This window comes from Pseudomonas sp. FA117, from assembly GCF_057370475.1.
Genome location: NZ_CM170675.1, coordinates 401,583 through 420,428 on the forward strand (window position 1 = coordinate 401,583; position 18,846 = coordinate 420,428).

The following is an 18,846-nucleotide window of genomic DNA, read 5'->3' on the forward strand; positions in this document are numbered from 1 at the left end:
TTGCCCGCGAATGAGGCATGTCAGTGGTACACTGTCCGCCACATAGCCTGAATATAAAGAGGGGAGGCCAGGTTGTAGAGCAGCCTGCAGCCTCCCCGAATGTTTCTGGATAAAGCATGAGAATACTGATCATTGGACCCAGCTGGGTCGGCGACATGGTGATGGCGCAGACCCTGTTCCAGTGCCTGAAGCAGCGTCACCCCGACTGCGTGATCGATGTCCTGGCCCCCGAGTGGAGCCGGCCGATCCTCGAGCGCATGCCCGAGGTGCGCCAGGCCTTGAGCTTCCCGCTCGGCCACGGCGCCCTGGAGCTGGCCACGCGCCGACGCATCGGCAAGTCGCTGGCCGGTCAGTACGACCAGGCCATCCTGCTGCCCAACTCGCTCAAGTCGGCACTGGTGCCGTATTTCGCAGGCATTCCAAAACGCACTGGCTGGCGTGGCGAGATGCGCTACCTGCTGCTCAACGACGTGCGCAAGCTCGACAAGGCGCGCTACCCGCTGATGATCGAACGCTTCATGGCCCTGGCCTTCGAAGCGGACGCCGAGCTGCCGCAGCCCTATCCCCGCCCGAGCCTGCGCATCGAAGACCAGAGCCGCGAGGCCGCCCTGGCCAAGTTCGGCCTGGAGCTGGACCGTCCGGTGCTGGCGCTGTGCCCGGGTGCCGAGTTCGGCGAAGCCAAGCGCTGGCCGGCCGAGCATTACGCCGAGGTCGCCGATGCGATGATCCGCCAGGGCTGGCAGGTATGGCTGTTCGGCTCGAAGAACGATCATCCGGTCGGTGAGCAGATCCGCGAGCGGCTGATTCCGGGCCTGCGTGAAGAGTCCGTGAACCTGGCCGGCGAAACCTCGCTGGCCGAGGCCATCGACCTGATGTCCTGCGCCGCTGCCGTGGTGTCCAACGATTCCGGCCTGATGCACGTGGCTGCGGCGCTGAACCGTCCGCTGGTGGCGGTCTATGGTTCGACCTCGCCGGGCTTCACCCCGCCGCTGGCCGACCAGGTCGAGGTGGTGCGCACCGGGATCGAGTGCAGCCCGTGCTTCGAGCGCACCTGCCGCTTCGGCCACTATAACTGCCTGCGCCTGCTCGAGCCCGGAAAAGTCATCGCCGCCCTGCACAGCCTGGGCGGTCCGGGCCTGATCGAAACCGTGGCCGAGGTCGAGTAAGTGCGGGTACTGATCATCAAGACATCGTCGCTGGGCGATGTGATCCACACCCTGCCGGCGCTCACCGACGCCGCCCACGCCATCCCTGGCATCCGCTTCGACTGGGTGGTGGAGGAGGGCTTTGCCGAGATTCCAAGCTGGCACCCTGCCGTCGACCAGGTGATCCCGGTGGCCATCCGCCGCTGGCGCAAGAATCTCTGGGAAACGCTCAAGAGCGGTGAGTGGAAGGCGTTCAAGCAACGTCTGCGCGAGCGCAAGTACGACCTGGTGATCGATGCCCAGGGTCTGGTCAAGTCGGCCTGGCTGACCCGCTACGTCAAGGCGCCGGTGGCCGGGCTCGACCGTTATTCGGCGCGCGAAGGCTGGGCCAGTCGCTTCTATGACCGGCGTCTGTCGGTGGCGGTCGGCCAGCATGCGGTGGAGCGGGTGCGCCAGTTGTTCGCCCTGTCCCTTGCCTATGACCTGCCCGAGGGCATCGGCCAGTACGGCCTGGACCTGAACCGCCTGCAACTGCCGCCGACCGCGCCCTACGTAGTGTTCCTGCATGGCACCACCTGGGCCACCAAGCACTGGCCGGAGGCCTATTGGCGCGAACTGGCCGAGCGCATGGGCCGACGCAAGATGAAAGTGGTGCTGCCCTGGGGCAACCCGGCGGAGAAGGCCCGCGCCGAGCGGATCGCCCAGGGCTTGGAAAACTGCCAGGTACTCCCCAAGTTGAACCTCGCGGGGGTCGCTCGCATACTCGCGGCGGCCAAGGCCTGCGTGGCGGTGGACACCGGCCTCGGCCACCTGGCCGCAGCGCTGGACGTGCCGACCATCTCGCTGTTCGGCCCGACCAACCCCGGCCTGACCGGCGCCTACGGACGCGCCCAGATTCACCAGGCCAGCAACTTCCCCTGTGCGCCCTGCCTGCAGAAGAAGTGCACCTACAAACCGAGCGCCGAGGATCTGCGCAGGTTCGATCTCAAACGCGAGTGGCCGCTGTGCTTCACTCGCCTGAATCCCGAGCATGTGGCGGGCCGCTTGAGCGCGCTGCTGCTGGCTGAGGATGTTCGTTGATGCAACTGGCTTTCGTGCTTTACAAATATTTCCCCTTCGGCGGGCTGCAGCGCGATTTCATGCGCATTGCGCTCGAATGCCAGAAGCGTGGACACCAGATCCGTGTCTACACGCTGATCTGGGAAGGTGACATTCCGCCGGGCTTCGAGGTGCTGGTGGCGCCGGTCAAGGCGTTGTTCAACCACCGGCGCAACGAAAAGCTCAGCGCCTGGATGGCCGCAGACCTGGCCAAGCGCCCGGTCGATCGCCTGATCGGCTTCAACAAGATGCCTGGCCTGGACGTCTACTATGCCGCCGACGGCTGCTTCGAAGACAAGGCCCAGACCCTGCGCGGTGGCCTGTACCGCCGTTGGGGCCGCTACCGGCACTTTGCCGAGTACGAGCGCGCGGTGTTCGCCCGTGATGCGGCCACCGAGATCCTGATGATCTCCGAGGTGCAGCAGCCGCTGTTCATCAAGCACTACGATACCCCTGTCGAGCGTTTTCACCTGCTGCCGCCGGGCATCTCCCAGGACCGTCGGGCGCCGTCCAACGCGGCCGAGATCCGTGCAGCGTTTCGCCAGGAGTTCGCCTTGGGCGACGACGACCTGCTGCTGGTGCAGATCGGCTCTGGCTTCAAGACCAAGGGCGTGGACCGCAGCCTCAAGGCCCTTGCCGCGTTGCCTTCGAGCCTGCGCAAGCGCACCCGGCTGATGGTCATCGGCCAGGACGACCCGAAAGTGTTCCAGTTGCAGAGCGCCACGCTCGGCCTGGGCGAGCAGGTGCAATTCCTCAAGGGGCGCAGCGATATCCCGCGCTTCCTGCTCGGCGCCGACCTGCTGATCCACCCGGCCTACAACGAAAATACCGGCACCGTGCTGCTCGAAGCGTTGGTCGCCGGTTTGCCGGTGCTGGTGTCGAAAGTCTGTGGCTACGCCCATTACATCGCCGAGGCGGACAGTGGCCTGGTGCTCGACGACCCGTTCGAGCAGGACCAGCTCAACACCTACCTGCAGCGCATGCTCGAAGACCCGCAGGCCCGCGCCGACTGGGCGCGCAACGGCCTGGCCTTCGCCGACAGCGCCGACCTCTACAGCATGCCGCAACACGCCGCCGACGTGATCCTCGGCCAGGAGCACGCATGAAGCTGATGCTGGCCGAACCTTTCAAGCGCCTGTGGGCCGGGCGCGATCCCTTCGACGCCGTCGAATCCCTGCAGGGCGAGGTTTACCGCGAGCTCGAAGGGCGCCGCACATTGCGCACCGAGGTCGAGGGCGAGGGCTACTTCGTCAAGATCCATCGCGGCATCGGCTGGGGCGAAGTGTTCAAGAACCTGTTCAGCGCCAAGTTGCCGGTGCTCGGTGCCGGTCAGGAATGGCAGGCCATTCAGCGCCTGCAGGAGGTCGGCGTGCCGACCATGACCGCCGTTGCCTATGGCGAGCGTGGCAGCAACCCGGCGGCCCAGCATTCGTTCATCGTCACCGAGGAACTGGCGCCGACCGTCAGCCTGGAAGACTTCAGCATCGACTGGCCCAGGCAGCCGCCCGAGCCGCGCCTCAAGCGTGCACTGATCACCGAGGTGGCGAAGATGGTCGGCGGCATGCACCGCGCCGGGGTCAACCATCGCGATTGCTACATCTGCCACTTCCTGCTGCACACCGACCGGCCAGTGACGCCGGAAGACTTCAAACTGTCGGTGATCGACCTGCACCGCGCGCAGACCCGGGCGAAAATCACCCGCCGCTGGCGTGACAAGGACCTGGCAGCCCTGTACTTCTCGGCCCTGGACATCGGCCTGACGCGCCGCGACAAGCTGCGCTTCCTCAAGGGCTACTTCCAGCGCCCGCTGCGCCAGGTACTGGGCGAGGAAGCCGCACTGCTCGCCTGGCTCGAACGCAAGGCGCAGAAACTCTACGATCGCAAGCAACGCTATGGGGATGCGCTCTGATGGCGGGTTGGACACTGGCGCCGGAGTACCAGCGCCTGGCAGCGGATTTCGGCAGTATCGACGCGGTGTTCGCCCTCGAAGGCGAGCGCCTGACCCGTGACCCGCTCAGCGAGGTGATCCGCATCGAGCGTGACGGGGTCAACTACTACGTCAAGCGCTACACCGGTGCCGGCAAGCACATGCGCCGCTTCCTCGGCCGGCCGCGGATCAAGGCCGAATGGCAGAACCTCAAGCAGTTCGCCAAGTGGCACATTCCCACCGCCGAGGTAGTGGCCTGGGGGCTGGAGCGTAACGGCCTGTCGTTCGGGCGCGGGGCGATGATCACCCGCGAACTGCCGCGCACCGAAGACCTCTCGGCACTGGCCGAACGCAATGACCCACGCCTGGCCGACCGTGCCTGGGTCGATCATGTCAGCCGTCAGTTGGCGCGCCATACGCGGGTGATGCACGATCATCACTTCGCCCACAACGACCTGAAATGGCGCAACTTGCTGGTGGACGACACTGCGACGGTCTTCTTCATCGACTGCCCGACCGGCGATTTCTGGCGTGGCTTCATGCTTCGTCACCGTGTCATCAAGGACCTGGCGTGCCTGGACAAGGTTGCCAAATATCACCTCTCGGCCACGCAGCGGCTGCGCTTCTACCTGCAATATCGCGGGCACGCGCGGCTCAATGCGCACGACAAGCGACGGATTCGCCAGGTGGTGAGCTTCTTCGAGGGAAGGGAATGACCGATTATCTGGCCAGCGTCGACCAGGCGCTGCTGCAACGCCATGGCCTGAACGACTTCGAGGCGCTGTGGGCGCTGCAACTGGACGCCGTCGACGAACCGAATACCGGGCGTGGCGGCTGGAGCAGCGTGTTCCGCCTGGAGCTCGAGGGCAAGGGTTACTACCTCAAGCGCCAGAGCGACTACCTCACGCGCACCCTGCACCGGCCGTTCGGCGAGCCGACCTTCGCCCGCGAGTTTCGCAACATCAGCCGCTACCAGAAGCTCAACATCCCGGCGCTGCAGGCGGTGTTCTATGGCGAGCGCAAGCAGGGCGGCAAGCACCGGGCGATCCTGATGACCCGCGCGCTGGACGAGTGGAACGACCTGGACAGCTTCCTCGGCCACTGGCCGCAGCTGCCCGAGACACAACGCCAGGGCATTCTGGCAGCCTGTGGCGAGCTGGCGCGTACCCTGCACGGCGCCGGCCAGGTACATGGCTGCTTCTATCCCAAGCACATCTTCCTGCGCGAGCGTCGCGAAGGCTGGCAGGCCCAGCTGATCGACCTGGAAAAGACCCGCCCGCTGCTGTTCGGCATGCGCGACCGACTCAAGGACCTCGAACCCTTGTTGCGTCGCGCCCGGATCTGGAGCGAAGCCGACGTGCGTAACCTGCTCGCCGCCTACCTGGCGCTGCCGGCCGACAGTGCGCGGGTCGGCACCTGGTTGCAACGCCTGACGCAACGCCGTCGTGAAAAAGAGGCCCGCTGATGCGTCTGTCCGAACTCAAGAACGCCGGGCGCAGCCCGAGCCTGCCGCTGAGCGTGACGCTCGAAGATGCCGCGGGCAGTGCCGAACTGCAACTGCTCAGCCTGCTGCGCGTCTTGCCTGGCCAACGCTACGTGGGCGCCGGTGTCTGGCGTGGCACGCCGGTGCTGGCCAAGCTGCTGGTCGGCAATAACGCGGCCCGTCATTTCCAGCGTGAACTGGAAGGCGTGCGCCTGATGGCGGCGCAGGGGCTGACCACGCCACGCCTGCTGGCCGATGGCCTGAAGGACGGCGAGGGTGGCTGGCTGCTGTTCGAATTCCTGGAAAACGCCGAGGGCCTGGGGGATGCCTGGGCCAGGGTCGAGCACCTGCCGATGCTGGCCGACGAGCAGCATCAGGTGCTCGGCGAGGCACTGACCGCCGTGGCGCAGATGCACGCCAAGGGCCTGTGGCAGGAAGACCTGCACCTGGACAACCTGTTGCGCCACGACGGTCGCCTGTACCTGATCGACGGTGCCGGGATCAAGGCTGAAACCCCGGGCCAGCAACTGTCGCGCCAGCGTGTGCTGGAGAACCTCGGGGTGTTCTTCGCCCAGTTGCCCAAGCGCCTGGAGCCATTCATCGAAGAGGCTCTGGTGCATTACCTGCTGGCCAACGGCGAGCATGCCTTGCCGCTCGAAGCCTTGCAGAAGCAGGTCGACAAGGTGCGCAGCTGGCGCTTGAAAGACTACCTGGACAAGGCCGGGCGAGAGTGCACGCTGTTCAGCGTCGAGCGCAGCCTTTCGGGTTTGCGTGCAATCCGCCGCACGGAGGTCGAGGCCCTGCTGCCGGTGCTGGAGCAGGCCGATACGCTGATCGACCAGGGCCACCTGTACAAGACCGGCGGCGCCGCCAGCGTCGCGCGTATCGAGGTCGGTGGTCGCACGCTGGTGCTCAAGCGCTACAACATCAAGAACACCGCCCACTGGTTCAAGCGCTTCTGGCGCCCGAGTCGGGCCTGGCACTCATGGATCGAAGGCCACCGTCTCGGCTTTCTCGACATCGCCACACCGCGCCCGCTGGCGGTGCTCGAGCAGCGGGTCATGGGCCTGCGCAGCACGGCCTACCTGGTCACCGAGTATGCCGACGGCCCTGACCTCACGGCGTGCTTCGCACCTCATGTCGAGAGCGGCGAGGTGCCGCAGGAGCAGGTGCAGGCGCTGGTCGGGCTGATGCAGCAGCTGATTGCCGAACGCATCAGCCATGGCGACTTCAAAGGCCACAACCTGTTCTGGCAGGACGGCCAGTGGTCGCTGATCGACCTCGACGCCATGACCCAGCATGCCACCCAGCTCAGTTTCGCCCCCGCCTATGCACGCGATCGTGCGCGGCTGTTGCGCAACTGGCCCAGTGGCAGCGCTCTGCACCAGCGTCTGGATCAATGCCTGCCCAGGCTCACCGAGTAAGCCTGCGGCAACGCCAGCCAGTCGCTGCTGCGCCCGGCCTGGCGCACGCGGATGCGCCATTGCCCGTCCTGCCAACGCAGGATGGCCCAGACCCCTGCTCCGGCTTGCGACGCTGTGCTCAAGCGCAGGTGGTAGTGGTGTTCGAGCAGGTGCGCGCGCAGCGGCAAGGCCTGCCCGCCTGCCAGCAGGTGCAGGCCCTGGTCGCTGCGGTAGACGCCTGCATCCTCCTGCGCCACTCCGGTGGGTGCCTGCGCCAGGCGACAACTGTCGAACAGCGCTTGCAGGTCAGGCAGACCGTCATACCACAGCACCGGTGAGTCGACGACCCATTGACCGTCGGCCCGACGCTTGACCGGCACCTGGGTATAGGCATCTGGCTTGCGTGGGTCGACGGCCCGCCAGCGGTAGCCGTCGAAGGCCACCTGGTAGCTCTCGCCGTCGCTGTCCTTTATGAAGTAGAGGGAGCGTCCGGGATACGCAGAAGGCTGTTCATAGATGCCCTCCTTGTGGATGCCATCGACGCGGTAGTGCAGCCTGCTGATATCCGGGCGAGCCCTTGTCGCTGGCGGCAATGCCAGCGGAGGGGCGGGTGGCAGGCCGCGGATGGCTCGGCGCATCACGGTCGAGCCGCCGATGCTGTTGGCGCCGTCATTGACGTGGGTGAAGGCCTCGACCAGATGCTTGAGCGTGCCGATGCGGTCGTTTTCGTCATAGGCCTTGCCGGTATCGATTACCGACAACAGTGCCCGACCGAACGACAAGGCGCTCAGTGCCCGGTTCGGCAGGACCAGGCTCAGTAGATCGAGCATGAACCACAACGTATGAAGGCTGAACTCTCCCAGCAACTCCCGTTTGGTATTGGTGCTGGCGTCCACCTCGGCGAGCGCGGCCTGTACCTCGGCGTCGTAGCGCGCCTGCAGGAAATCACCGGTGATCTCTGGCGTCGCTACCCGCGACCCGAGCCCGCCTGCGACAAGGTAGTTTTCGATTGCCTGGCGATTGGCGAGCGGGACGCGATCTTTCACATAGTCACGCAGCGCAGGTTTTTCGCGCAGCACCCTCAGCAGGTGACGGGCGTTGCGGTATTCACGCCAGGCACGCCGGTCCGGAGCATCCGGGGTGTACACCAGCAGGTGGTCGGAGCCTGCGGGGTCATGGGTGATCAGGATTACACCCTGGACGGTATGGCCGTCGATCAACCACTGCCGTACGCTCAGGCGTGGGTCGTTGCTGGCGCGGCGCTGTTCGCTGTCGGGTTGATCGAGTACCGCTTTGGTCCTGAAGTAGCCGCGCTCGAACGGGTCGTCGAGATAGTGACCGGCATAGCGGGCCTTGGCGGCTTCGGCGAACATGCGCGCCTTGCCGATCTGTGCATGACGCTCCTTGCGCCATTGCGCTGCCGGTGACTCGAGCAGGTGGGTCCTGAGATAGCGACTGTAGCTGTCGCCTGCATTCAGGCCCCGGACCATCTGCTTGACCTGGGCCGGAGTGATCTGGGTGACGGCGCGGCCATCCTGGCGGTGTACCCGTGCGGTGAGCCAGTAGTCGACATCGAGCAGGCCGATGTTGAGCATGGCCAACTCGTCGAAACGGTAGGTCTTGCGCACCAGTTCGACCGTGTCGCCTACCCGGGGGCGGCTGGCGGCAGGAATGTAGCCACTGGTCAGGCCGGGATGCAAGACAGGGCCCTTCTGGCGGGCCATGGTCACGCTGACATAGAGCTCCAGCGGGTCGGCGTCGAACTGGTAGTCATAGCGCATGGCCGTACGCAGTTGCGCGCAGGTCCAGTCCCGCAGGTTGTGTTCCTGGAGAAACTGGTCATGATCAAGGATGCCGGAAGCGGCCGCCCGGTCGACCGCAATCACCAGTTCCTGCAGGGTCTGCATGATGTGGGTGAGGCCTTGCGCCGAAGCATTTCTGAGCCAGGCGGGTGCGTTTCTTTCCAGCAGCATTCCATAGCGGGTCTGCAAAGCCACCTGGCTGCCCGCCCAGGGCAGCAGGTCGGCGCTCGTTTCCAGCTTCTTTGCCAGCCCGGGCCAGTCGATAGGGGTGGATAGCGTGGCTTGTGCCCAGACTTGCGTCAGCCGGATGCGCTGACCGTCGATCAGTGCCTGGGCCTGGGCTTGCAGCAGGTCCTCGCTGAACCACTCGTAACGCAGGCGTTCGGCGTTGCGGGCGTAGTCCTGGTCCTGGCCAGTGCTCATGTAGCGCAGCATGGCACGGCTCTGCTGCGGGTCGTCCAGCCGCTCGCACAATTCGGTGTGCAGCGCGCAAAGGTCATCGAAGGCTTCGATGCCGTGCGACAAGGTCACCAGCAGTGCATGATCGCTGGGTTGCCGAGGGTCAGGCATGCGGCCCTCAGGGCCGCCTTCGACGATGACGAAGGCGCCGGGCAGGTAAGCCCGCCAATTCGGTGAGCCGATGTCCAGCAGCGGCCGGTAGATTTGCGGCCGCTGGTCGTTCTCGAGGTCCTGGCGTTGCCAGGGTAGGGGGTTGTTGACACAGACCTCGAGCAACGCTGCGTGATTGGAACCGAGTGTGTGGTCGTCGGTGCGCAATGCGATTTGCGCCAGCAGCTGGCCGTGCAGGATCTCGACCAGTTGGGTCTGGCGATTGTGCGGTGTGCCGGTGGACCAGTGTTCGGCAAGTGCGGTGAAGTAGTGCTGGCGTGCAAGCGGCCCAGGCTGTGAGCTGTCGGGTTGTGGCAAGGAGACCAGCAGGGCTGTCAGTGGGTCATCGAAGGACTTGAAGTGCTGAAGGCTCATGGGGCGACTCCGCAACGGTTAGGTTGCCGAGTCTGGCCTCCACTGCCCAGGCAGACGTGTTAGCCGTCTACCTCACCTGCGACAAAGGCCGTAAATCCCGAGCACGGCCGGAATACCCAATCCCAGCCAGGACAGGGCATCCCAGGCGCCATCGCCGAGCAGGGCGGCGAACAGCCCGGCCGCGCCCAGCAACCCGGTCAGCAGTGGCCAGGTGAAGATGCGCCGGGTGCTCTGCGACCTGTGGCTCATGCCGGCCTCCTGGCGCTGTTGCGCTGCTTGCCCCACCACAGGTAGAGGCCGCTGCAGAGCACGATGATGGTCAGGACGTCGAGCAGCGCCCAGAGGATCTGCATCGGCCGCCCGCCGTAGTCGCCGAAGTGCAGGGGTTGCGACAGTCCCATGGCGTCCATGTACCAAGGCCGTTCGCCTATGGCCGTGACCTCGAGTGTGCGTGCATCGATCAGCACCGGTGTCAGCAGGTGCGAGGTCAGGTGCGTTGCGCCCTTCATGAAGACCGCATAGTGGTGCTCGCTGGAAAAGCGCGTGCCGGGAAAGGCGATGAAGTCGGCACGCATGCCGGGCGCCGCCTGCTCGGCGATGCGCAGCAGGTGCGTGGCCGGCGCGCGCTCGGTGAGCGCAGGCGCGTCGCGATAGGGCGCGACCATGGCCGCCAGGCTGTCGTTGCGCCAGGCGGCGATGACCAGGTCGGAGAGCGCGCTGATCACCCCGGTGACGCCGACCACCAGGGCCCAGGTCAGGGTGACGATGCCGATCAGGTTGTGCAGGTCGAGCCAGCGAAGGCGGCGCGACTTGTCGGTGCGAACCGTGGCGAATTGCAGGCGGCGCATGAACGGCGCATAGAGCACCGTGCCGGAGACGATGGCGACGACGAACAGGGCACCCATCGAGGCCAGCAGCAGCTTGCCGGGCAGGCCGGCGAACATGTCCACGTGCAGGCGCAGCATGGTCATCATGAAGCCGCCATTGGCCGCGGGCATGGCCACGGCTTCACCGGTGCGGGCATCGAGCATGAAAGTGTGCGACGAGTTGGGTTCGGTGCCGGCGGTGGCGGCGGTGATCGCCACCACGCCGTTGCGCTCGTCGTCCTCGAAGCCGAAGTACTGCATCACCTCGCCCGGGCGGTGTTGCTCGGCCTTGAGCACCAGTTGCTGCAGGTCCAGGTGCGGCGTATCGGCAGGCATCTCGCGCAGCTCGGGAGCGTCGCCCAGCAGGTGTTCGAGTTCGTGGTGGAAAATCAGCGGCAGGCCGGTCAGTGCCAGCAGCAGCAGGAACAGCGTGCAGATCAGGCTGGTCCAGGTGTGGATCGCCGACCAGCGGCGGATGGTTTGGCTTTTCATCAGGGTTGCAGCCTTTGCAGCTCGTGCTGTTTTTCAGGACGCAATTGCGGGGCAGGCCCGCTCCCACATCGCTGTGGGAACGGGCCTGCCCCGCAATGCGTCACTCAGAACTTGTAGTTGGCGCTGACCACCACGCTACGCTGGTCACCGTAATAGCAGTAGTACGAGTCGCAGGTCGAAATGTAGTCCTTGTTCAGCAGGTTGGTGGCGTTGACCGCCACCGACGCGCCTTTGAGGCTGTTGTCCAGGCGGCCCAGGTCGTAGTGCACCGAGGCGTCGAACACGGTGTAGGCCTTGGCCTTGCCCAGGTAGGTGTTGCCCTGGTCGCCGTAGGTGTTGCCGGTATAGCGCGCACCGCCACCGATGCCGAAGCCGTCGAGCACACCGCTGTGCCAGGTGTAGTCGGCCCACAGCGAGGCCTGCTGGTTGGGCATCAACTGCAGGCGGTTGCCCTTGAACTGGCCATCCTGCACTTCGGACTTGGCCAGGGTGTAGGCCGCGATCACCTTCAGGTTCTCGGTGACATCGGCCACGGCTTCGAGCTCCAGGCCACGGACCTTCACCTCGCCCGTCTGGCTGGTGACGGTCACGTTGCCGACGTTGTTGGTGACCGAGACGTTCTTCTGGGTCAGGTCATACACGGCTGCAGTCAGCAGGGTGTTCGAGCCCGGCGGCTGGTACTTGATCCCCAGCTCCCATTGCTTGCCCTCGGTCGGCTTGAGCCCGTTGGTCGGGTCGATGTCGGCCTTGCTGCTCGGCTGGAACGACTCGGCGTAGGACAGGTAGGGCACGAAGCCGGAATCGAAGACGTAGCTGATCGCCGCGTTGCCGCTGAATTTCTTGTCGCGCTGGGTATTGGTGGCATCGCCCTTGTTGAAGAACTTGGTGCCGGTGTGCACCCAGTCTTCACGCCCGCCCAGGGTCAGGCGCCAGTTGTCGAGGGCCATCTGGTCCTGTACGTAGAGGCCGGTCTGGCGGGTTTTCTGGTCGTAGTCGTAGAACGCCGTGGAGCGGTCCGGGCGGGTGATGGGCAGGCCGTAGGCCGGGTTGTTCACGTTGATCGGCGGCGCGCTGCCGAAGATGGCCAGGTAGTTGTTGTTCATGCGCTGGTGATCCAGGCCGATCAGCAGGGTATGGCTGATCGAGCCGGTGCTGAAGTCACCCTGGAAGTTGTTGTCGACGGCGAACTGGCTGATATCTTCGTCGACATTGGTGGTGCCACGGCCGGTGTTGCCCTGGTCGTCGACGATCATGCCGAAGGTCGGGTTGTAGCTGTTGACGGTAACGGTCTGGAACGACAGGTCGGACTTGGTGTAGCGCAGGTTCTGACGGAACTGCCAGACATCGTTGAAGCGGTGCTCGAAGGCGTAGCCGACCGCGTAGTAGGTGCGGTCGTAGAAGTCGTAGTCCGGGTCGCCGAGGTTCTTGTGGTGCGAGATCTTGCCGAACGGCATGTCGATCTTGGTGCCCTGGATCGGGTAGAACTGGCTGGTGACACCGGTATCGTCGCGGGTGAACTGGCTGAGGAAGGTCAGCTTGGTGTCTTCGTCGATGTTCCAGGTCAGGCTCGGGGCGATGTTGTAGCGTTTGTCCTGAATGTGGTCGATCTGCGTGCCGCTGTCGCGGATCACGCCGCTGACGCCGTAGAGGAAGCGGCCTTGCTCGTCGATCTTGCCGGTGCTGGCGAAGTTGATCTGGCGGTGGTTGTCGCTGCCGTACTGCACTTCGATTTCATGAGCAGCTTCGGCTTGCGGGCGGCGGCTGACGATGTCCAGCAGGCCGCCTGGCGGGGTCTGGCCATAGACCGACGAGGCCGGTCCGCGCAGCAGGGCGAGGCGGTCCAGGTTCCAGGTTTCCGGCTTCGGGTTGGCATACACGCCGCGTGGCAGCGGCAGGCCGTCGAGGAACTGGGTCGGTTCGAAGCCGCGCACGCGCATCCAGTCGTAGCGGGTGTCGCTGCCAAAACTGGCCGAGACGATGCCCGGCATGTACTTCACGGCGTCGTCGAGGCTGTGCACGCCGCGGTCGCTCATCTGCTGGCGGGTGGCGACGGAGATCGAGCGGGGTGCCTCGACCAGCGCGGTGTCGGTCTTGGTGCCGGCGGCGGTGCGCTTGGCCAGGTAGCCATCGACCGGCCCCCAGGCGCTCTCGCTGTCGCTGGACGCGTTCACGCTGGTTTCCGGCAGCGCCAGGCTGCCCTGCGGCACGGCCACCAGGCTGTAGCTGCCGGCGCTGCCCTGCTGCAGTTGCAGCCCGGTGCCGCGCAGTGCGGCTTGCAGCGCGCCCACGCCGCTGAAGGAGCCCTGTACCGGTGCCGAGGTGCGGCCGCTGGCCAGGCTCGGGTCCAGGGCCAGGGCGATGCCGGCCTCGCTGGCGATGCGGTTCAGGGTGCTGGCCAGCGGTGCGCTGGGCAGGTCGTAGCTGCGCACCGCCGATTGCTCGGCGGCGAACAGCACAGGGCTGGCCAGCGGGGTGGCAAGGCCGATGGCCAGGGCCATCAGGCTGGGACGCAGGTAAGACTCGACAGCGCGGGACATGCAGTGGCTCCTCGACGGATAAGTGCTGACTGCTTCCTTGCCGAGCGAGACTGGAAAAGTGACAGGGGCTTTCGCGAAAAATTTTCTGGCAATCGATTCAGCGAGGGCTGACCGTCACCCACCAGTCCGTGCGCCGCTCGATCTTCACCGGCAACGCCGGCACCAGCGAGGCCAAGGCCAGGTCGGTGTCGGTCAACGGGAAGCTGCCGCTCACGCGCAACTCGGCAACTTCTTTCGACACGGCCAGATGACCACTGCGATATCGGCCAAGCTCCGCTACCAGGTCGCCCAGGCGCACGTTGTCCACCACCAGCATGCCGCGGGTCCAGGCGTCGGCGCCGGCCTTGACCGGGCCGACCAGCCCCAGGCCGTCGGCATTCATCAGGACCTGCTGGCCTTCGTTCAGCACTTCTTCGCTGCCACTGTTGCGCGGCAGGGCGGCGACCTGCGCCTGCAGCACCTCCAGGCGCGTCCCGGCGTTCTCGCGCCTGACCAGGAAGCGGGTGCCCAGTGGTCGCAGGCGGCCATCGTCGGTGCGCACCCACAGCGGGCGAGGATCGTCGTGACCGGTTTCTACCGAGATTTCCCCCTGGTGCAGCACGATCACCCGCTGCTCGCCCTGGTAGTCGATATCCACCGCAGTGTGGGTATCCAGGCTCAGCAGGGTGCCGTCTTCCAGGCGCAAGGTACGCAGCTCGCCGGTGCCGGTGCGCTGGTCGGCCAGCCAGTAGCTGGGCGCGAGCGAAGGCGCGCTGGTCCAGGCCAGCAGGCCGCCGAGCAGGAGCATCCCGAGCACCCCACCGCCGAGCTTGCCGACCCGTCGCCGCAGGCCGGCCCGCGATTGCAGCAAAGCGTGGCGGGCGGGGCCGGCGGCCGCGCCGACGCGCTGGTCGAGCATGCCGAGCTGGAACCAGGCGCGTGCATGCTCCTCGCTGGCCGCATGCCAGCGCTTGAATTCATTGCGCTCATCGGCAGTGCCGTCACCGCCTTCCAGGCACAGTTTCCAGGCGATGGCCGCTTCCAGGACCTTGGCCGAGACGGGTGTCGCGTTCACGTTGGCTGCCCGTACAACGCCACGTAGCACTGCCGCATGCCCTGGGCGATGTACTGGCGCACCCGCGACACCGATACTCCCAGACGTTCGGCGATCTCGGCGTGGCCCATGCCGTCGAGCCGGTTGTACAGGAACGCTGTGCGCGCCTTGCTCGACAGTTTGCCCAGCAGGCGATCGATGGCCTTGAGGTCTTCGAGGATCAGGTGCTGGGTTTCCGGCGAGGGCTGCTCGGTTTCCGGCAGCAGCGACAACTCTGCGAGGTAGGCCTGTTCCAGGGCGGCGCGCCGGAAGTGGTCGAACAGCAGGCCCTTGGCCACGGCGACGAGGAACGCCCGGGGCTCGCGGGGCGCGATCAACTGTTCGCGGCCCAGCAGGCGGACGAAAGTGTCCTGGCTCAGGTCTTCGGCGCGCTGGCGGCAGGCAGTACTGCGCTGCAGCCAGGCCATCAGCCAGCTGCGGTGGTCGCGGTACAGGCTGCCGACCAGCTCGGCATGTGGGCTGTGCGCAGACGACAAAGGCGATCCCCAGGAGAATGCGTTAAGTAACGATAATGATTCGCGATTGTGGCAGAGGACAGGTGGGGGATGCAATTGACGCTGGTCAGAATGCCTGTGGGAGCGGGTTCACCTGCGAAGTGCCAGCATCGAGCTACATGCCATGACTGTGCACCGCCCGCCGCCGCCACTGCCTCAGCCGCTGTTCCAGCTGCAGCGGGCTGTCCAGTTGCTGGCGCCGCGCCTGGCTGAACAGGATCAGGGCCAGCTCGGCGGTAACCTGTGCATCGGCACTGGCATGATGACGTGCCTGGACTTCAAGGCCGAAACGCGCCACCCAGTCGTCCAGGCCGGCTTCGCGCAGCACGGTGTCGGGGTTGAGCATCGGTGCCAGTTCCGCCACGTCGATGAAGGCGTGTTGCAGGCGATAGCCCAGCGTATCCTTCAGCGCACGCCCGAGCATGCCCTGGTCGAAGGGCGCATGAAACGCCAGCACCGGGCTGTCGCCGATGAACTCCAGCAGGTCGACCAGCGCCTCGGCCGGATCGCTGCCCGCCGCCAGCGCACTGGGCCCCAGGCCGTGGATCAGCACGCTGGGGTTGGTCTTCTGCGCGGGACGGTACAAGGTGCGTTCGAACTGGCGCCCCAGGTCGATGCCGCCATCCTCGATGGCCACGGCCCCGATCGACAGCACCTGGTCGCGGTTCAGGTTGAGGCCGCTGGTTTCAAGATCCAGCACCACCCAGCGCTGCTCGCGCAACGATTGCACACCCCATGGTGCCGGACCTGGCAGCAGCGCCAGGCGCTGGCGCAGGTCGTCGTCGAGCGCCGGAGCGCTGGGGCGCAGCCAGGCGAACAGCTTCACAGCTGGTACCGCTGCGCCAGGTTGCTTTGCAGGCGTTGGGCCTGGCGCAACGATTCACGCAGGATGCGCCGGTCCAGATGGTTGAGGCTGTCCGGATCGACGCGGTTCGAATAGGCCAGGTTGTCGCGGCTCTGGCGCTGGTGCTGTTGCATGCGCGTCTGCTGGATGAAGTGGTACGCCTCCTCGAAGGCGGCGCCGTCGAGGGTGTCGATGACGCCCTTGGCCACCAGTTGACGCAGGCGTTCCAGGGTGTTGTTGGCAGCGATGCCATTGGCCAGCGCCAGCAGGCGAGCGCCATCGACGAAGGGCGTCAGGCCCTGGACCTTGAGGTCGAGGGTGGCGGCCTTGTCGTTGCCCTGGCGGGTCAGGACGAACTCGCGCAGGCGCCCGACCGGTGGGCGCTGGCGCAGGGCGTTATCGGCCATCATGCGCTGGAAGATGCGATTGTCGGCGACTTGGGCGAGGATGCCCTGGCGCAGTTGCTCGCAGCCTTGCTCGTCGCCCCAGACCACGCGCAGGTCGAAATAGATGCTCGAGCCCAGCAGGTTTTCCGGGCTCGCCTCGCGGATGAATCCTGCGAAACGTCGCGCCCACTCCACGCGTGACAGGCACAGCTCGGGATTGCCGGCCATGACGTTGCCCTTGCACAAGGTGAAGCCGCACTGGGCGAGGTTGTGGTTGATGTACTGCGCCAGCGGCAGCAGGCGCGCGCGGATGGCGTCGGCTTCGGCGCTGTCGCGGGCCTCGAAGAGGATGCCATTGTCCTGGTCGGTGTGCAGGGTCTGTTCGCGGCGCCCCTCGCTGCCGAAGCACAGCCAGCTGAACGCCACGCCGGGGTCGCCGCGTTCGGCCAGGGCCAGCTCGATCACCCGGCAGACGGTGTGGTCGTTGAGCAGGGTGATGATCTGGGTGATCTGCGTCGAGGAAGCACCATGGGCGAGCATGCGCTCGACCAGTTGGCCGATCTCGCCGCGCAAGGCCACCAGCACCTCCAGGCGCGGGGCGTGGCGGATGGTACGCGCCAGGTGCACCAGGTCGACGCGCTGCAGGGAAAACAGGTCGCGCTCGGATACCACGCCGCACAGCCGCCCGTTTTCCACCAGGCAGACATGCGCGATATGCCGCTCGGTCATTGCCATGGCGCCATCGAAGGCGCTGGCTTGCGGAGGCAGGTAGAAGGGTGCGGCGGTCATGTGCCGTTCGACCGGCGCACTGAGCTCGGCGCTGGCATCGGCGACCACCTGGCGCAGGTCGCGCAGGGTGAAGATGCCGACCGGGAAGCGCCGCTGGTCGACGATGACGATGCTGCCGACCTGCTGTTCGTGCATCAGCCGCACGGCTTCACGCAGCGGCATGTCCGGCGGGCAGACCACGGGGTGACGCATGGCCAGCTCGCCCAGCGGCGTATTGAGCGAATACTGCGTGCCCAGGGTTTCCACGGCACGCTGGCGCACTTGCTGGTTGACCTGGTCGAGCAGGCTGCTCACCCCGCGCAGGGCGAAGTCGCGAAACACCCCGGACAGCGAGAACACGCGGATGAACGCGGCCTTGTTCAGTTGCAGGCAGAAGGTGTCTTCGCCGGCCAGGTGTTCGGTACGAGTGGCCCGCTCGCCCAGCAGCGCAGCCAGGGGGAAGCATTCGCCGCTGGTGATTTCGAAGGTGGTTTCCACGCCAGGCCCGGTAACGTGCTGGCGTTCGCCCATCACCCGTCCCTGTTTGACGATATAGAAATGCTCCACCGGCCCGTCGGCGGGCTTGATGATGCTTTCGCCGCTGGCGTAGAAGCGCAGCTGGCACTGTTCCACTAGGTAGGCAAGGTGCCCTTGCTCCATCTGGTTGAACGGCGGGAAGCGCTGCAGGAACTGCAACGTGCCCTGGATGTTCTGCAGCACCGCTGTCCTGCCGGCCTGAGTGTAGGCGTCCTTTTTGCTCATGAAGCTGACCGTATCGCTACGCCGAACTATATATATCTATCTATAGGTGTCGGCTTTGTTGTTCTCGGCCCCCATGGTCGGCTGGCCGCTCTGTGGTGCCCATTGGACGTAAGTCTAGGGGGCCTGTGTCGTGGGTGTTTGCCGTCAAGGATCCGACGAAAGGCAGGTCAGCTACGACGCTTTCCGAGGTCTGAGACCTCAGTACGGGATTTTTTTGACGAGATGGCCATGGCTGAGCATGACGAAATACTGAGTGACGCCGAGCGCGAGGCGTTGGCCGTGGTGAGCGCGCCAGTGGCGCCAAGGCCCGTGGTACTGGTGGTGGACGACAACCCGGTGAACAGCGGGGCGCTGTGCCTGTACCTGAAGAGTCGTGGCATCGACTGCATGATGGCCGATGGCGCACAGGAGGCGATGTTCAAGCTGCACTATGAACCGCGCATCGCGCTGATGATCACTGACCTGCGCATGGCGCCCAAGGACGGCCTGGAGCTTATCCGGCAGATTCGCGAGTCGGAGCGGGCGGCGTTGTCGATCATCGTGGTGTCGGGCGACACCGATGTGAAGGAGGCGGTGGACGTGATGCACCTGGGAGTGGTGGACTTTCTGCTCAAGCCGGTGGATCTGGGGAAACTGCTGGAGCTGGTGAAAAAAGAATTGAAGATCGAGTAGTGCAGGACTGGGGCTGCTTCGCAGCCCAATCGCGGCACAAGGCCGCTCCCATAGGCACAGTGCAAGGTTCGAAGCTTGCGCCGTACCTGT

16 protein-coding genes are annotated in these 18,846 nt (G+C 65.6%); 8 read left to right on the top strand and 8 right to left on the bottom strand.

Going from position 1 to position 18,846, the window contains the following annotated elements:
* Positions 1–116: 116 nt before the first annotated feature.
* The 7 genes from waaF to AC1TXO_RS01920 are packed head-to-tail and all read left to right on the top strand — an operon-like array spanning position 117 to position 7,077.
* Complete coding sequence (waaF, locus tag AC1TXO_RS01890; RefSeq protein ID WP_486404813.1) at positions 117–1,166, top strand: lipopolysaccharide heptosyltransferase II; 1,050 nt, start codon at positions 117–119, stop codon at positions 1,164–1,166.
* A complete protein-coding gene (waaC, locus tag AC1TXO_RS01895) occupies positions 1,167–2,225 on the top strand; it encodes a lipopolysaccharide heptosyltransferase I (RefSeq protein ID WP_486404814.1) in 1,059 nt (352 codons plus the stop codon).
* The gene (locus AC1TXO_RS01900; protein WP_486404815.1) at positions 2,225–3,349 is read left to right on the top strand and encodes a glycosyltransferase family 4 protein; all 1,125 of its coding nucleotides are present in this window, start codon (positions 2,225–2,227) and stop codon (positions 3,347–3,349) included. The genes waaC and AC1TXO_RS01900 overlap by 1 nt, the downstream gene beginning before the upstream one ends.
* On the top strand, positions 3,346–4,152 hold the full coding sequence (rfaP, locus tag AC1TXO_RS01905; protein WP_486404816.1) for a lipopolysaccharide core heptose(I) kinase RfaP: 807 nt from the start codon (positions 3,346–3,348) through the stop codon (positions 4,150–4,152). The genes AC1TXO_RS01900 and rfaP overlap by 4 nt, the downstream gene beginning before the upstream one ends.
* Entirely contained in the window at positions 4,152–4,886 is a 735-nt protein-coding gene (locus tag AC1TXO_RS01910; RefSeq protein ID WP_486404817.1) for a lipopolysaccharide kinase InaA family protein, read from the top strand. Before rfaP ends, AC1TXO_RS01910 begins: the two co-directional genes overlap by 1 nt.
* Positions 4,883–5,635: a lipopolysaccharide kinase InaA family protein gene (locus tag AC1TXO_RS01915; RefSeq protein ID WP_486404818.1), complete on the top strand. Its 753-nt coding sequence runs from the start codon at positions 4,883–4,885 to the stop codon at positions 5,633–5,635. The genes AC1TXO_RS01910 and AC1TXO_RS01915 overlap by 4 nt, the downstream gene beginning before the upstream one ends.
* Positions 5,635–7,077, top strand: coding sequence for a lipopolysaccharide kinase InaA family protein (locus AC1TXO_RS01920; protein WP_486404819.1), 1,443 nt, complete (start codon positions 5,635–5,637; stop codon positions 7,075–7,077). The genes AC1TXO_RS01915 and AC1TXO_RS01920 overlap by 1 nt, the downstream gene beginning before the upstream one ends.
* Here AC1TXO_RS01920 and AC1TXO_RS01925 read toward each other — a convergent pair.
* The 8 genes from AC1TXO_RS01925 to AC1TXO_RS01960 all read right to left on the bottom strand — a co-directional run bounded on the left by AC1TXO_RS01925 (position 7,050) and on the right by AC1TXO_RS01960 (position 18,084).
* Positions 7,050–9,842 (bottom strand): dermonecrotic toxin domain-containing protein, encoded by a 2,793-nt coding sequence (locus tag AC1TXO_RS01925; RefSeq protein ID WP_486404820.1) that lies wholly within the window; start codon positions 9,840–9,842, stop codon positions 7,050–7,052. The genes AC1TXO_RS01920 and AC1TXO_RS01925 overlap by 28 nt on opposite strands.
* 72 nt (positions 9,843–9,914) lie before the next feature.
* A complete protein-coding gene (locus tag AC1TXO_RS01930; protein WP_486404821.1) occupies positions 9,915–10,091 on the bottom strand; it encodes a hypothetical protein in 177 nt (58 codons plus the stop codon).
* Positions 10,088–11,200, bottom strand: a complete 1,113-nt coding sequence (locus tag AC1TXO_RS01935; protein ID WP_486404822.1) for a PepSY-associated TM helix domain-containing protein — start codon at positions 11,198–11,200, stop codon at positions 10,088–10,090. Before AC1TXO_RS01935 ends, AC1TXO_RS01930 begins: the two co-directional genes overlap by 4 nt.
* 104 nt (positions 11,201–11,304) lie before the next feature.
* Positions 11,305–13,737 carry a TonB-dependent siderophore receptor gene (locus AC1TXO_RS01940; RefSeq protein ID WP_486404823.1) on the bottom strand — a complete coding sequence of 811 codons (2,433 nt, stop codon included), beginning with the start codon at positions 13,735–13,737 and terminating at the stop codon, positions 11,305–11,307.
* 97 nt (positions 13,738–13,834) lie between these two features.
* Complete coding sequence (locus AC1TXO_RS01945; protein ID WP_486404824.1) at positions 13,835–14,791, bottom strand: FecR domain-containing protein; 957 nt, start codon at positions 14,789–14,791, stop codon at positions 13,835–13,837.
* On the bottom strand, positions 14,788–15,306 hold the full coding sequence (locus AC1TXO_RS01950) for an RNA polymerase sigma factor (RefSeq protein WP_486404825.1): 519 nt from the start codon (positions 15,304–15,306) through the stop codon (positions 14,788–14,790). The genes AC1TXO_RS01945 and AC1TXO_RS01950 overlap by 4 nt, the downstream gene beginning before the upstream one ends.
* A gap of 133 nt (positions 15,307–15,439) precedes the next feature.
* Entirely contained in the window at positions 15,440–16,150 is a 711-nt protein-coding gene (locus AC1TXO_RS01955; RefSeq protein WP_486404826.1) for a 3'-5' exonuclease, read from the bottom strand.
* Positions 16,147–18,084: a putative nucleotidyltransferase substrate binding domain-containing protein gene (locus tag AC1TXO_RS01960; protein WP_486404827.1), complete on the bottom strand. Its 1,938-nt coding sequence runs from the start codon at positions 18,082–18,084 to the stop codon at positions 16,147–16,149. Before AC1TXO_RS01960 ends, AC1TXO_RS01955 begins: the two co-directional genes overlap by 4 nt.
* A 228-nt stretch (positions 18,085–18,312) precedes the next feature.
* Between AC1TXO_RS01960 and AC1TXO_RS01965 the strand changes: the two genes are divergently transcribed.
* On the top strand, positions 18,313–18,756 hold the full coding sequence (locus tag AC1TXO_RS01965) for a response regulator (protein ID WP_486404828.1): 444 nt from the start codon (positions 18,313–18,315) through the stop codon (positions 18,754–18,756).
* The last annotated feature ends 90 nt before the right edge of the window (positions 18,757–18,846 follow it).